This is a genomic window from Chromobacterium sp. Rain0013 (assembly GCF_015291765.1).
Lineage (GTDB): Bacteria > Pseudomonadota > Gammaproteobacteria > Burkholderiales > Chromobacteriaceae > Chromobacterium > Chromobacterium haemolyticum.
In genome coordinates, this window is record NZ_CP031514.1 from 4,789,231 (window position 1) to 4,804,602 (window position 15,372).

The 15,372-nt window shown below is 70.8% G+C and carries 2 protein-coding genes; both read left to right on the plus strand.

The window, feature by feature from the left end:
* The first annotated feature begins 27 nt into the window (after positions 1-27).
* Positions 28-6,357: a non-ribosomal peptide synthetase gene (locus DXT74_RS21935; protein ID WP_194426988.1), complete on the plus strand. Its 6,330-nt coding sequence runs from the start codon at positions 28-30 to the stop codon at positions 6,355-6,357.
* Positions 6,354-15,371 carry a non-ribosomal peptide synthetase gene (locus DXT74_RS21940; protein ID WP_194426989.1) on the plus strand — a complete coding sequence of 3,006 codons (9,018 nt, stop codon included), beginning with the start codon at positions 6,354-6,356 and terminating at the stop codon, positions 15,369-15,371. Before DXT74_RS21935 ends, DXT74_RS21940 begins: the two co-directional genes overlap by 4 nt.
* Position 15,372: the final 1 nt, after the last annotated feature.

Genomic DNA, 15,372 nt, shown 5'->3' on the forward strand with positions numbered 1-15,372 from the left:
TTTCTAAATAAGATTGGAATAACTCAAATGAAAACCTTCCCGCTTACACGCCGGCAGCTGGAAATTTATTTTCATCAATCGTTATTCTCCGCACCCGAACTATTCAATATCGGCGGTTTCATCAAAATTCAGGGCGCACTCGATATCGAAACCCTGCAAGCCGCGCTCGCCGCCCTGATGGAGCACACGCCGACGCTACGCATCGCCATTGACGATGCCGACGGCCAGCCGCGCCAGGTGCTGTGCCCGCGTCATCCCCGCCCATTGACGGTAATCGACACCCGCGGCGAGCCGGAGCCGGAACGCGCTGCCCGGGAATGGACCGAGCGCGACTTCGCCCAAGCCTTCGCGTTCGACGGCCAAACCCCGTTGGCCGCCTACACCTTGCTGCGTCACGGGGAAGAGGATTTCATCCTGTACGGCCGCTTCCACCACATCGCCTTCGACGGCTGGGCCATCGCCCAGCTCTACGGCGAGAAGTGCCGTTACTACAATCACCTGCGCCAGGGCTTGCTGCCGGCGCCGACGCCGATGATGACGCCGGCCGAATTGGTGGAGGAGGAAGACGGCTACTACGAATCGCGCCATTACGCGAAGGACCGGGAATACTGGCAAAACAAACTCGCCGGCTACCAAACCCGGCTGTTCGCCGACGCCGGCGGACAACTGAGCTGCGGGCAGCGCAGCTTCCAACTGTCGGCGGAAACCTACAGGCGCATCGGCGAACTGGCCGCCGCGCACCAGGCCACCGTCTTCCACTTTTTCATCGGCCTGATCTACACCCATGCGCTGCGCGAGTTCGGCGCCGACGATCTGCTGTTGGCCCTGCCCATCCTCAACCGCCGCAATGCCTTGGCCAAGAACACCCCGGGACTGTTCGCCAGCCTGTGCCCGCTGCGCTTGAAGCTCCAACCGCACTGGAGCTTCGCGGAACTGCTCAGCCTGATCCAGCGCGAACTAAGAGCCGATTTCCGCCATCACCGCTATCCGATAGGCGAAACCGAAGGCCTCGGCCGGGACAGGCTGCCCTACGAAATCAGCCTGTCGTACGAGAAGCACGATTACGACGCCATGTTCGACGGCACCGTCAGCAATATGACCGCGATGCGCGCCTTGTCGCAGCACTATCCGCTGAAGGTCTTCGTGCGCGAGGCGGACTCGCGCCAGCCGGTGAAAGTGGACCTCGACTACAACCTGGCCAGCTTCGCCGAACTGGATGCCGCCGCCTTCATCGACGGCGTGGAGCCCTTGCTGCACAGCCTGCTGCGCGATCCGGAGCAAACGCTGGCCAAGGCCCCGCGCCTCGCCGAGCCGCCCGCGCCCGTCGCCCCACCTCACCCCGATCTGTGCAGCTGGTTCGAACACGCCGCCCGGGCCTTCCCCGAGCGCGTCGCCGTTCAGGGCGAAGCCTCCGCCCTGCGCTACCGAGAACTCGACGCCCGCGCCAATCAATTGGCCCGGCAATTGCTCCAGCTCGGCGTGCTACCGGAACAGCGCGTCGGACTCTGCTGCCAACGCCAGCCCGATCTCCTCGTCGCCATGCTCGCCATCCTCAAGGCCGGCGCCGCCTACGTCCCGCTGGACCCCGGCTATCCCGCCGAGCGCCTCGAGTTCCTCGTCCGCGACAGCGCCATCCATGTCGTCGTCGGCGACGCCGAATCCGCCGAAGCCCTGCCTACCGGCCTCGCCCTGCGCTGGCTGGATGTGGCCGTCTCCTCCGGCGACGCCACGCCGCCGCCGCGTCGTCTGCATCCGCGGCAGGCCGCTTACGTCATCTATACCTCCGGCTCCACCGGCGCCCCCAAGGGCTGCGTGGTCAGCCACCACAACGTGGTCCGATTGATCGCCGCCACCGCCGAGCGTTTCGCCTTCGGTCCCGACGATGTCTGGTCGCTGTTCCATTCCTACGCCTTCGATTTCTCGGTGTGGGAGATCTGGGGGCCGCTGCTGTTCGGCGGCACTTGCCTGGTGGTGCCTTACTGGGTGTCCCGTTCGCCGGAGGCCTTCGCCGATTGGCTGCAGCAGCATCGCGTGTCGGTGTTGAACCAGACCCCGGCCGCTTTCCGCCAGTTGATCCCCGCCGCCGCCGCTCACGCCTTGCCCGACTTGCGTCTGGTGATCTTCGGCGGCGAGGCGCTGGAGCTGGCCAGCCTGGAGCCCTGGTTCCAACAACGCGGCGATCAACGTCCCCAGCTGGTCAATATGTACGGCATCACCGAAACCACCGTGCATGTCACCCAGCGCGCCATACGACAGGCCGATCTCGACGCTCGCAAAGGGCAGGTCATCGGCCCGCCGATTCCCGATCTGGCCTTCCACCTGCTGGACCGCTTCCTGCAGCCGGTGCCCGTCGGCGTGCCCGGCGAGATCTACGTCGGCGGCCCCGGCGTCGCTCGCGGCTACTGGAACCGCCCGGCGCTGACCGCCGCCCGCTTCCTGCCCAATCCCTTCGCCGCCGACGGCTCCCGCCTGTATCGCTCCGGCGATCTCGCCCGCCGCCGCGCCGACGGCGAGATCGAATACCTGGGCCGCGCCGATCATCAGGTCAAGCTGCGCGGTTTCCGCATCGAGCTGGGCGAGATCGAAGCCGCGCTGTGCCGTCTGCCCGCCGTGCGCGAGGCTCTGGTCCTGTTGGACCGCCCCGCCACCGGCGAACCCCGGCTGGTGGCCTATGCCGTCGGCGACGCCGAACCGGCCGCCCTGCGCGCCGCGCTGGCCGCCGAGCTGCCCGAGCACATGCTGCCCGCCGTCATCGTGGCGCTGGAGCGTTTCCCGCTGACCCACCACGGCAAGATCGACCGCGCCGCGCTGCCCGCCGCGCAGGCCGCCAGCGACGCGCCGCGCGTCGAACCCCGCTCCGACGCGGAACGCGCGCTCGCCCAAATCTGGGCCGATGTCCTCGCCGTGCCCCTGCCCGGCATCGACGACAATTTCTTCGCCCTGGGCGGCGATTCCATCCTCTCCCTGCAAGTGGTCGCCCGCGCCCGCGACCAGGGCTTGGCCCTCAACGTGCAACAGCTGTTCAGCCGGCCCACCATTCGCCAGCTGTGCGAAGCGCCTGAGCCCGCCGACGACGGCGCAAGCGCCGCCGCGCGGCAAGCCTTCTCGCTGATTGCCGACGCCGACCGGCTACGCTTGCCGGACGACGTGATCGAAGCGCTGCCCATGTCGCGGCTGCAGGCAGGCATGCTGTTCCACAGCGAGCTGTCGCAAAACGGCGCCATCTTCCACGACATCTTCAGCTTCGATCTGCGCCTGCCCTGGGACGAAGCCGCCTGGCGCGCCGCTGTTCGCCGCTTGGCGGAACGCCACGCCGCGCTGCGCACCACCTTCCACTGGAACGCCTACTCGGAACCGCTGCAGCTGATTCATCGCGACGGCGACATCCCGCTGAGCGTCACCGACTTGCGCGCGCTGGCGCCCGAAGCGCAAAGCCGGGCGCTGGCCGACTTCGTCGCCGCGGAAAAAGCCCGGCCTTTCCAGCCGCAATCCCCGCCGCTGCTGCGCCTGGCTCTGTTCCGCCTGGACACCGGCCGCGCGCGGCTGACGCTGAGCTTCCATCACGCGATTCTGGACGGCTGGAGCGTGGCCACCTTGGTCACCGACCTGCTGCGGCTGGCGCGGCACGCGCAAAGCGCCGGCCCAGCCGACGCGTCCGGCGCGCTGAGCGCGCTGTTCATCGAGCAGGAAAAACAAGCCGAGAACGACCCTGAGCTGAAAGCGGCTTGGCGGCAACGGCTGGCCGGCTTGGAAGCCTCTGTCTTGCCCCGGTTGAGGCCTCAGCCGGCCGCGGGCGGCGCGCGCAGCGTCCGCCGTCTCAGCCGCATGCTGCCGGCCGAACTATCCATGGCGCTGGACGCCGCCGCCGCGCGGCTGGCGCTGCCGCTCAAAACCGTATTGCTCACCGCCCACCTGCGCGTGCTGGCGCTGCTGACCGGTTCCGCCGCCGCCAGCACCGGCTACGTCACCCACAGCCGCCCCGAGCGAGAAGACAGCGCCGCCGCGCTGGGCCTCTTCCTGAACACCGTTCCGTTGAGCGTGGCACTGCAAACCGGCAGTTGGGCGCAACTGGCGCGCCGCGTCTTTGCCGAGGAAACGGCCTTGCAAGCGCTGCGCCGCCTGCCGCTGGCCGCCATCATGCAACTGAACCATGGTAGGCGCGGTTTCGAAGTCGGCTTCAACTACATCCACTTTCATGTCTACGGACAGGCGCTGCGCTTGCCCGACGTGACGGTGGAAGGCGTGGAAGTGTTCGAGGAAACCGACTTTCCCTGCCTGGTGCAATTCAGCCGCGATCCACGAAACCAAGGCCTGGAACTGACGCTGGCCTGGGACGAGGCGGAGTTCGACGCGCCGCAGATGGAGGATATGGCCGGCTATCTGCAAGGGGCGCTGGCGTCGCTGGCCGAAGATACCGACGCCGATTGGCTGGCCGCGCCGCTGCTGAACGCCGAGCAAACCGCCCAGGCTCTGGGCCCCGCGCCGGTTTCCGTCGCCCCGCCTCACCCCGATCTGTGCAGCTGGTTCGAGCACGCCGCCCGGGCCTTCCCCGAGCGCGTCGCCGTCCAGGGCGAAGCCTCCGCCCTGCGCTACCGAGAACTCGACGCCCGCGCCAATCAATTGGCCCGGCAATTGCTCCAGCTCGGCGTGCTACCGGAACAGCGCGTCGGACTCTGCTGCCAACGCCAGCCCGATCTCCTCGTCGCCATGCTCGCCATCCTCAAGGCCGGCGCCGCCTATGTCCCGCTGGACCCCGGCTATCCCGCCGAGCGCCTCGAGTTCCTCGTCCGCGACAGCGCCATCCATGTCGTCGTCGGCGACGCCGAGTCCGCCGAAGCCCTGCCTACCGGCCTCGCCCTGCGCTGGCTGGATGTGGCCGTCTCCTCCGGCGACGCCACGCCGCCGCCGCGCCGCCTGCATCCGCAGCAGGCCGCTTACGTCATCTATACCTCCGGTTCCACCGGCACCCCCAAGGGCTGCGTGGTCAGCCACCACAATGTGGTCCGATTGATCGCCGCCACCGCCGAGCGTTTCGCCTTCGGTCCCGACGATGTCTGGTCGCTGTTCCATTCCTACGCCTTCGATTTCTCGGTATGGGAGATCTGGGGGCCGCTGCTGTTCGGCGGCACTTGCCTGGTGGTGCCTTACTGGGTGTCCCGCTCGCCGGAAGCCTTCGCCGATTGGCTGCAGCAGCATCGCGTATCGGTGTTGAACCAGACCCCGGCCGCTTTCCGCCAGCTGATCCCCGCCGCCGCCGCTCACGCCTTGCCGGACTTGCGTCTGGTGATCTTCGGCGGCGAGGCGCTGGAACTGGCCAGTCTGGAGCCCTGGTTCCAACAACGCGGCGATCAACGTCCCCAGCTGGTCAATATGTACGGCATCACCGAAACCACCGTGCATGTCACCCAGCGCGCCATACGACAGGCCGATCTCGACGCTCGCAAAGGGCAGGTCATCGGCCCGCCGATTCCCGATCTGGCCTTCCACCTGCTGGACCGCTTCCTGCAGCCGGTGCCCGTCGGCGTGCCCGGCGAGATCTACGTCGGCGGCCCCGGCGTCGCTCGCGGCTACTGGAACCGCCCGGCGCTGACCGCCGCCCGCTTCCTGCCCAATCCCTTCGCCGCCGACGGCTCCCGCCTGTATCGCTCCGGCGATCTCGCCCGCCGCCGCGCCGACGGCGAGATCGAATACCTGGGTCGCGCCGATCATCAGGTCAAGCTGCGCGGTTTCCGCATCGAGCTGGGCGAGATCGAAGCCGCGCTGTGCCGTCTGCCCGCCGTGCGCGAGGCTCTGGTCCTGCTGGACCGCCCCGCCGCCGGCGAACCCCGGCTGGTGGCCTACGCCGTCGGCGACGCCGAACCCGCCGCCCTGCGCGCCGCGCTGGCCGCCGAGCTGCCCGAACACATGCTGCCCGCCGTCATCGTGACGCTGGAGCGCTTCCCGCTGACCCACCACGGCAAGATCGACCGCGCCGCCCTGCCGGCGCCGGAGCCGCTGGCGCGGCGCGCCTTCGAAGCGGCGCGCACGCCCAGCGAATTCCTGGTGGCGGAGGTGTTCGCCGATCTGTTGCAGCTGCCGAAAGTCAGCCGCGACGAAAGCTTCTTCGAGTTGGGCGGCGACTCCATCCTGGCGGTGCGCGCCGCCAACCGGCTGCGCGAACGCCTGGGCGTTCCGCTGCCCCTGCGCCTCCTGTTCGAACATCCGCGCGCGGCGGAGCTGGCGCAACACATCGACGCGCAGCGCGGACAGACATCGGCCGCCTCGCCGGTGCGGCAAGCGCGCCGCCAGCTGGCGCGCGTCACGTTCGGCGCCGACGGCGACACCTCATCCCAGCAGTCCAATCAAGGCCAACCATGAACGCAATTGACGCCCACGCCTCTTTCGACGCCTATGTTTTCCCGCAATCCGGCGCCCAGCGCCGCTTGTGGACGCTGGCGGACCTGGCGCCGGACTCGACGGCCTACCACATCCCGCTGGCCCTGCGCCTGCGCGGCGCGCTGGACGCCGACGCGCTGCAAGCCGCTCTGAACGCCCTGGTGGCGCGCCACGAGATCCTGCGCACTCAATACGATCTGGTCGACGGCGAACCCTGCCAGTTGATCCGCCCGCAAGCCGGTTGCGAGCTGCCGCGCACCGCCTGCGACGAGGCCGGCCTGGCGGCGCGCTTGCGCGCGGAAGCCGCCCTGCGTTTCGATCTGCGGCGCGATCCGGTGATCCGGGCGCGCCTGTTTGTTCTGGGCCCTCAACACCATGTGCTCTCCATCGTGATCCATCACATCGCCTGCGATGGCTGGTCGCTAGGCATGCTGGTGCGCGAACTGGGCGCGCTCTACCCGGCGCTGGCCGCCGGCCTACCCGCGCCGGCCCTGCCCGAGGCGCTGCAATACGCCGACTTTTCCGAGTGGGAACGCGAAACCCGCGCCGGCGGCGGCAGCGACGCCGATGCGCTGCGCTACTGGCGCGAACGCCTCGCCGGCCTGGACGGCGAAATGGAGCTGCCCGGCGATTACGCCGCCGGCCAAAGCCGGAGCGAGGAAGCCGGCCACGTCAGCCTGACGCTGCCGGCCTCGCTGGTCGACCCGCTGCGCAAGCTGGCCCTCGCCGCCGACGCCACCTTGTTCATGGCCTTGCTCTCCGGCTTCCAGGCGCTGCTGCAAAGGCTGAGCGGACGCGACGACATCTGCGTCGGCAGCCCTGTGGCCAATCGCGACCGCGCCGAGTTCGAACAAACCCTGGGTTTCTTCGTCAACACCCTGATCCTGCGTCAGGATCTGAGCGGCTCGCCCAGCTTTTCTCAATTGCTGACGCGCAACCGCGCCGATTGCCTGGACGCCTTCGCCCATCAGCACGCGCCCTTCGACCAGGTAGTGAAACTGGCCGGCCCCCGTTCCCAGGCCCAGGACGCGCCGTTCCGCGCCCTGTTCGCGCTGCAGAACGCGCCGCTGGGCCGTTTGGACTGGCAGGGCGTGGAAGCGGAAGCGCTGCCGCTATTCCCCGCCGACGCCAAATTCGACCTGAGCCTGATGCTGGAGCCGGCCGGCGACGGCCTGCGCGCCACGCTGGAATACCGCGCCGGCCTGATCGGCGCCGACACCGCGGCCCGCTGGCTGGAACACTACCGCGAACTGCTGCAATCCGCGGCCGCTCAACCGGATTGTCCTGTGGCGCGGTTGCCGCTGCTGAACGCCAAGCAAACCGCCCAGGCGCTGGGCCCCGCGCCGGTTTCCGTCGCCCCGCCTCACCCCGATCTGTGCAGTTGGTTCGAACACGCCGCCCGGGCCTTTCCCGAGCGCGTCGCCGTTCAGGGCGAAGCCTCCGCCCTGCGCTACCGAGAACTCGACGCCCGCGCCAATCAATTGGCCCGGCAATTGCTCCAGCTCGGCGTGCTACCGGAACAGCGCGTCGGACTCTGCTGCCAACGCCAGCCCGATCTCCTCGTCGCCATGCTCGCCATCCTCAAGGCCGGCGCCGCCTACGTCCCGCTGGACCCCGGCTATCCCGCCGAGCGCCTCGAGTTCCTCGTCCGCGACAGCGCCATCCATGTCGTCGTCGGCGACGCCGAATCCGCCGAAGCCCTGCCTACCGGCCTCGCCCTGCGCTGGCTGGATGTGGCCGTCTCCTCCGGCGACGCCACGCCGCCGCCGCGTCGTCTGCATCCGCGGCAGGCCGCTTACGTCATCTATACCTCCGGCTCCACCGGCGCCCCCAAGGGCTGCGTGGTCAGCCACCACAACGTGGTCCGATTGATCGCCGCCACCGCCGAGCGTTTCGCCTTCGGTCCCGACGATGTCTGGTCGCTGTTCCATTCCTACGCCTTCGATTTCTCGGTGTGGGAGATCTGGGGGCCGCTGCTGTTCGGCGGCACTTGCCTGGTGGTGCCTTACTGGGTGTCCCGTTCGCCGGAGGCCTTCGCCGATTGGCTGCAGCAGCATCGCGTGTCGGTGTTGAACCAGACCCCGGCCGCTTTCCGCCAGTTGATCCCCGCCGCCGCCGCTCACGCCTTGCCCGACTTGCGTCTGGTGATCTTCGGCGGCGAGGCGCTGGAGCTGGCCAGCCTGGAGCCCTGGTTCCAACAACGCGGCGATCAACGTCCCCAGCTGGTCAATATGTACGGCATCACCGAAACCACCGTGCATGTCACCCAGCGCGCCATACGACAGGCCGATCTCGACGCTCGCAAAGGGCAGGTCATCGGCCCGCCGATTCCCGATCTGGCCTTCCACCTGCTGGACCGCTTCCTGCAGCCGGTGCCCGTCGGCGTGCCCGGCGAGATCTACGTCGGCGGCCCCGGCGTCGCTCGCGGCTACTGGAACCGCCCGGCGCTGACCGCCGCCCGCTTCCTGCCCAATCCCTTCGCCGCCGACGGCTCCCGCCTGTATCGCTCCGGCGATCTCGCCCGCCGCCGCGCCGACGGCGAGATCGAATACCTGGGCCGCGCCGATCATCAGGTCAAGCTGCGCGGTTTCCGCATCGAGCTGGGCGAGATCGAAGCCGCGCTGTGCCGTCTGCCCGCCGTGCGCGAGGCTCTGGTCCTGTTGGACCGCCCCGCCACCGGCGAACCCCGGCTGGTGGCCTATGCCGTCGGCGACGCCGAACCGGCCGCCCTGCGCGCCGCGCTGGCCGCCGAACTGCCCGAGCACATGCTGCCCGCCGTCATCGTGGCGCTGGAGCGTTTCCCGCTGACCCACCACGGCAAGATCGACCGCGCCGCGCTGCCCGCCGCGCAGGCCGCCAGCGACGCGCCGCGCGTCGAACCCCGCTCCGACGCGGAACGCCGGCTCGCCCAAATCTGGGCCGACGTCCTTGTCGTGCCCCTGCCCGGCATCGACGACAATTTCTTCGCCCTGGGCGGCGATTCCATCCTCTCCCTGCAAGTGGTCGCTCGGGCGCGGGCGCAAGACCTGCCGCTGAGCCCGCGCCAGTTGCTGCTGGAACCCACCATCCGCCAACTGGCCGCCGCGCTCGGCACGGCCGCGACCGAGGAGGAAGCCGCGGCCGCCGGCCCGCTGCCGGCCACGCCCATCCAGCGCTGGTTCGCCGGCCTGGGTCTGGCCGAGCCGCGGCACTGGAACCAAGCGCTGGCGCTGCAACTGGCCCGCCCCGTGGACGCAGTCCGGCTGCAAGCCGCGCTCAACGCCGTGGCCGCGCGCCACGACGCCTTCCGCCTGCGCTTCACGCCGGAGCCGGCGCTAAGCGAAGAGACCGGCGGCTGGCCTTGCCGCGAACTGGAACTAACAGACGACGGCGACGAAGCCGCGCGCGCGGCGCTGGAACAAGTCCAGCGCGAGCTGGACCCAAGCGCCGGCCCGCTGGCCCGCGCGCTCTTGCTGCGCCGCGGCCGACAAGCGCCGGTGCTGGCGCTGATCGTCCACCACCTGGCGGTGGACGCGGTGTCCTGGGGCATTCTGCTGGACGATCTGAACCAGGCGCTGGACGCGCTGGCGCGCGACGAAACGCCGCGACTCCCCGCCGTGCCAGCCCACTGGCGCCGCTGGGCGGAACAACAACGGGCCGAGGCCGCCGAGGCGGACCCCGCGCCTTGGCACAGCCAGGCCGAGGCAGGCTTCCCCACGCTGCGCCGCGACGCCGCCGCCCCTGCGGCCAATACCGAAGCCGCCTCGCGGCTGCTCAGCCGCGAACTGGACGCGGCCTTGACCGGCCGCCTGCTGGCCGCCGGCACCCGGGCCGCCGGCCAGCGCGTCAGCGCCCTGCTGCTGTTGGCGCTGTGGCGCGCGCTGGCGCCCCGGCTCGAAACGCCGCGCTTCGCTGTGACGATGGAACACCATGGCCGCGACGCCGAATCCGGCCTGGACCTGTCCCGCACCGTGGGCTGGTTCACCGCGCTGTATCCGCTGAGCGTGGCCGGCGACGCCGCCACCGCCGGCGCGGCCGAACTCCTCGCTTCCATCGCCGCGCAATTGTCGCGGCTGACGCCCGTCGCGCCGGAATACGGCCAGGCGCGCTGGCTGGGGCCGGACCTGGACGCGCGCCGGCAACTGGAGGCGGCCGGCCTGCCGGAAATCAGTTTCAACTACCTGGGCGCGCCGCGCGGCGTCGACAAGGCCTGGTTCCAACTGCGGCCCGAGTTGATTACCGGAGAACGCGCCGCCGACAACCTGCGCCCCTTCGCGCTGGATCTGGTGCTGGTCGTGCTGGACGGCAGGCTTCGCGTGGACTGGCGCTACCCCGGCGGCCAGTTCGAGCCGGCCACCGTCGCCGGCTGGGCCGACGCCTTCGCCCGCGAACTGGCGCTGGCGCTGGACGAGATCGAAGCCGCGCCGCTGCTGGCCGCCGATTACCCGCTGGCCCGTCTGGAACAGGCCGCCGTCGAGGAGCTGGCGCGCCGGACCGGCCCCTTCGACGATCTCTATCCGCTGTCCCCGCTGCAACAGGGCATGCTGTTCCACAGCGTGGCCGACGCCGCCGACGGCGCTTACTTGGAACAACTCAGCAGCGTGGTCAACGGCGCGCTGGACCCGGACGCCTTCGCCGAGGCCTGGCGCGCGATGCTGACGCGCCATCCGCTGCTGCGCTCCAGCTTCCACTGGCGGGGCCTGGCCCAGCCGCTGCAGGCGGCGATGCGCGCGGCGCCGCTGCCGATCAGCCGGCTGGACTGGTCCGATCTGGCCGAGCCCGAAGCCGCGCTGGCCGACTACCTGGCCGCAGACGCCGCGCGGCCCTTCGCTCTGGACGCCGCGCCGCTGATGCGGCTGGCGCTGATCCGGCTGGGCCAGGACCGCTGGCGCTGGATCTGGAGCTATCACCACCTGCTGCTGGACGGCTGGTCGCTGCCCTTGTTCTTCCGCGAGCTGCTGACCCTGTACCGCGCGCTCAGCCGCGGCGAAACCCCGGCCCTGCCGCCGGAGCGGCCGTTCTCCGCCTATATCGGCTGGCTGGACCGCGCCGGCCGCCGCGCCCGCTCGGACGAAGGGTTCTGGCGTCGTTACTTTTCCGGGCTGGAACACCCCACCCTGCTCGCCGGCCCCGCCGACGGCGACGCTGACTTCGTCGAACGGGAAATCCGGCTGTCGCCGGAATGGAGCGCGCGCGCCGCCGCCGCGATGCAGGCTTGCTCCAGCACGCTGAACACCCTGTTCCAGGCCGCCTGGGCGCTGACCCTGGCGCGCAGCGGCCACGGCGAGGACATCGTCTTCGGCACCGCCTTGTCCGGCCGCAACGGCGATCTGCCCGGCATAGCCGAAATGATAGGGCTGTTCATCAACACCTTGCCGCTGCGGGTGCGGCTCAACCCCGCCACCGACGCGCGCGCGCTGCTGGCCCAGGTACAGACCAATCAAGCCCAGGTGCAGGACTATGCCCACAACCGGCTGGTGGACGTCCAGCGCTGGGCCGGCCGCGACAACGCCCAGTTGTTCGACTCGCTGCTGGTCTTCGAGAACTACCCCGCCGACGCGCTGCTGCGCGACGAGGCCGCCGGCCTGGGCTTTGAAACTCCGCGCTTCAGCGAACACACCAATTATCCGCTGACGCTGGCCGTGATCCCCGGCGCGGCCTTGACCGTCAAGCTCACCTTCGACCGCAGCCGCGTCGCGGACGCCGCGGCCGAGGCATTGCTGCAAGGCTTGCTCGCCGTGGCGGAAGGTCTGGTCGCCGCTCCGGACACCGCCGTCGCCTCCATCGAGCTGCTGCCGGCGGAGGCGCGGCGGGTGCGGATAGCCGACACCGCCCGGCCCCCGCTGGCGTCGCCGCAACTGGCGCAGCGCCTGTTCGAGCGCCAAGCCGCCGCCGCTCCGCGCGCGCCGGCGCTGCTGGACGAAAACGGCGCGCTTGATTACGCCGGGCTGGACGCCCGCGCCAACCAGTTGGCCTACCGGCTGCAAGCGCTGGGCGCCGGCCCGGAAACCGTGGTGGGCGTGCTGCTGCCACGCGGCGCGGCCGCAGTGACCGCGCTGCTGGCCACGCTGAAGGCCGGCGCCGTCTATCTGCCGCTGGACCCGGCCTACCCTGCCGAGCGGCTGGACTACATGCTGGCAGACAGCCGCGCCGCCATCCTGCTCAGCGAAACCCGCCTGTTGCCGACGTTGAGCCGGCTGCCCGCCAGCCTGCTCTTGCTGGACGACGCCCCAGACGCTGCTGACGCCGCGCCGGACTCCGCCCCGCCCTGCGCCGCCGGCGTCGACAACCTGGCCTACCTCATCTACACCTCCGGCTCCACCGGCTGGCCCAAGGGCGTGGGCGTCAGCCATCGCGGCGTCGCCAATCTCTGCCGCGCCCAATGCGAAGTGTTCCAGGTGGACGCCGGCAGCCGGGTCTATCAGTTCGCCCCGCTGAGCTTCGACGCCTCGGTGTCGGAAATCTTCATGGCGCTGGGCAGCGGCGCGGCCCTGTGCCTGCCGGAGGCCGACGCCGCGCAAGATCCGGCAGGCGCTCTGCGCCGCGCCGCGCAGCGCCACGGTCTGACCCACGCCACCCTGCCCCCGGCGCTGCTGGCGGCGTTGGATCAAAACGATCTGCCCGGCCTGCGCACCCTGATCGCCGCCGGTGAAGCCGCCGCGCCCAGCCTGCTGGCGCGCTGGGCCGCCGCCCGCCGCGTGGTCAACGCCTACGGCCCGACCGAAGCCACGGTCTGCGCCAGCATGCGGGTCTGCGACGCCGTGGAGCCGCTGCCGTCCATAGGCCGCGGCATGGCCGGCGTCCGCCTCTATCTGCTGGACCGCTGGGGCGCGCTAGTGCCGCCCGGCGTGCCCGGCGAGATCCACATCGGCGGCGAGGCGCTGGCGCGCGGCTATATCGGCCAGCCCGGCCGCACCGCCGCCAGCTTCGTGCCGGACGCCGTGTCCGGCCTGCCCGGCGCGCGGCTGTACCGCAGCGGCGACCTCGGCGAATACCTGCCCGACGGCGGCATCCGCTTCCTCGGCCGCGCTGGCGGCCAGGTCAAACACCGCGGCTACCGCATCGAACTGGACGGCGTCGCCGCCGCGCTCAGCGCCCATCCGGACGTGGACGAAGCGCTGGCGCTGATCCGCGTGGACGGCGAGCGCCGCCAACTGGTGGCCTACGCGCGGCTCAAGCCGGAAGCGGGCTTCGACGCCTCCGAGCTGCGAGAACACCTGGCCGCCCGCCTGCCGGCCCACGAACTGCCGCAAGCCATCGTCGGCGTGCGGCAATGGCCGTTGACCCCCGCCGGCAAAATAGACCGCGCGGCGCTGCCGTCGCCGGAGGAGGCCGCACCGGACTCGCCGGACGCGGACAAGACGCTGAACCCGGCCGAGGCCGCGCTGCTAGAGATCTGGCGCTTGGCGCTGGGGCGGAGCGGCATTGGCGTTCACGACAATTATTTCGCCGTCGGCGGCGACTCCATTCTGGCCCTGCAGATCGTCTCTCGCGCCAAGCAGGCCGGTTTCGACATCGAACCGCGCGCGCTGTTCGCCCATCCCACGGTGGCCGGACTGGCCGCCGTGGCCGGCGCCGCCGCGCGGCGGGCGCATATCGAGGAGCCGGAACAGGCCGAGGCGCCGCTGGCGCCTATCCAGCGCTGGTTCCTGCAACAAGACTGGCCCGCGCCGCAGCACTGGAACCTCAGCCTGCGGCTGAGCCTGGACGCCGCCGCGGACCCCGCCGCCTTGCAGGCGGCGCTGACGGCCGTGGCCTTGCGGCACGACGCGCTGCGCCTGAGGCTGCGCCGCGCGCCCGACGGCGCTTGGAGCCAGCATTACGGGCCGCGCGCCGCACCGCCGCTTGAAACGCTGACGCTGCGGGCGACGGAGCCCGCCGCCCGCGAGGCGGAGCTGCAAACCCGCTGCGCGCGGCTGCAGGCTTCCCTGGACCTGGAAAACGGCCCGCTGCTGCGCGCCGTGCTGATCGAGGCCGGGCCGGGCGGCCGCGCCGAGCTGTTGCTGATCGCCCATCACTGGGTAGTGGACGTGGTGTCCTGGCGCATTCTGCTGGACGACCTGGACCAGGCCTACGGCCAGGCCATGGACGGCGCCGAACCTTCGCTGCCTCCCGTGCCCGTCAGCTACCGGGCCTGGGCGCAATCTCTGGCCGACGACGCGCCCGCGCTGGCCGGCGAGTTCGACTACTGGCGACGCGCCGTCTCCCCGCTGACCGCGCCGCCGGGACTTGCCGCCGTCGGCCGCGTGGCGGAACGCCGCCGCGCGACGGTCAGCCTGGACGCCGACGCCAGCGCCGCGCTGCTGGAGGGCGGCGCCGAACGCTACCGCGCCCAGCCGCAGGAACTGCTGCTGGCGGCTCTGACCCTGGCCTGGCGCCGGCTGAGCGGCCTGCCCGCGCTCGCTCTGGACCTGGAAAACCACGGCCGCAACGCGGCGGCCGGCCCCGCGCCCGATCTGTCGCGCAGCGTGGGCTGGTTCACCTGCCTGCACCCGCTGCGCATAGAGCCGGCCGGCGACGGCTGGGAGCCGGCGGCCGCGGCGGCCAAGGCCGCGCTGCGCGGCGTGCCCGGCGGCGGCATCGGCTTCGGCGTGCTGCGCTATCTGGGCGATCCGGCCCAGGCCGCCGCTCTGGACCAGGCGCCGCCTCGGCCGCTCAGCTTCAACTACCTGGGCCGGCTGGACGACGCCGCCGACGGCGTGCTGCCGCGGCTGCGGGCGCGGCTGTCGACGCTAGAGGCCGGGCCGGCGCAAGACCCGCGCCAGCGGCTGCCGCACGCCATCGCCGTCAACACCCGCATAGAGAAGGGTCGCCTGCGGCTGGACTTCGACTACGCCGACGCCCACGAAACCCCGGCGCTGGCCGAACAGTGCCGGCTGGCGCTGGAAGAACTGGCCGCGCTCTGCCGCGCCGGCGGCCTGCCCGCCGTCGCCTACCACACCTCGGACTTCGCCGGCGTCGCGCTGGAGGAGAACGAATTGGCCGCCTTGCTGGACGACCTCACCGACATCGAATGAA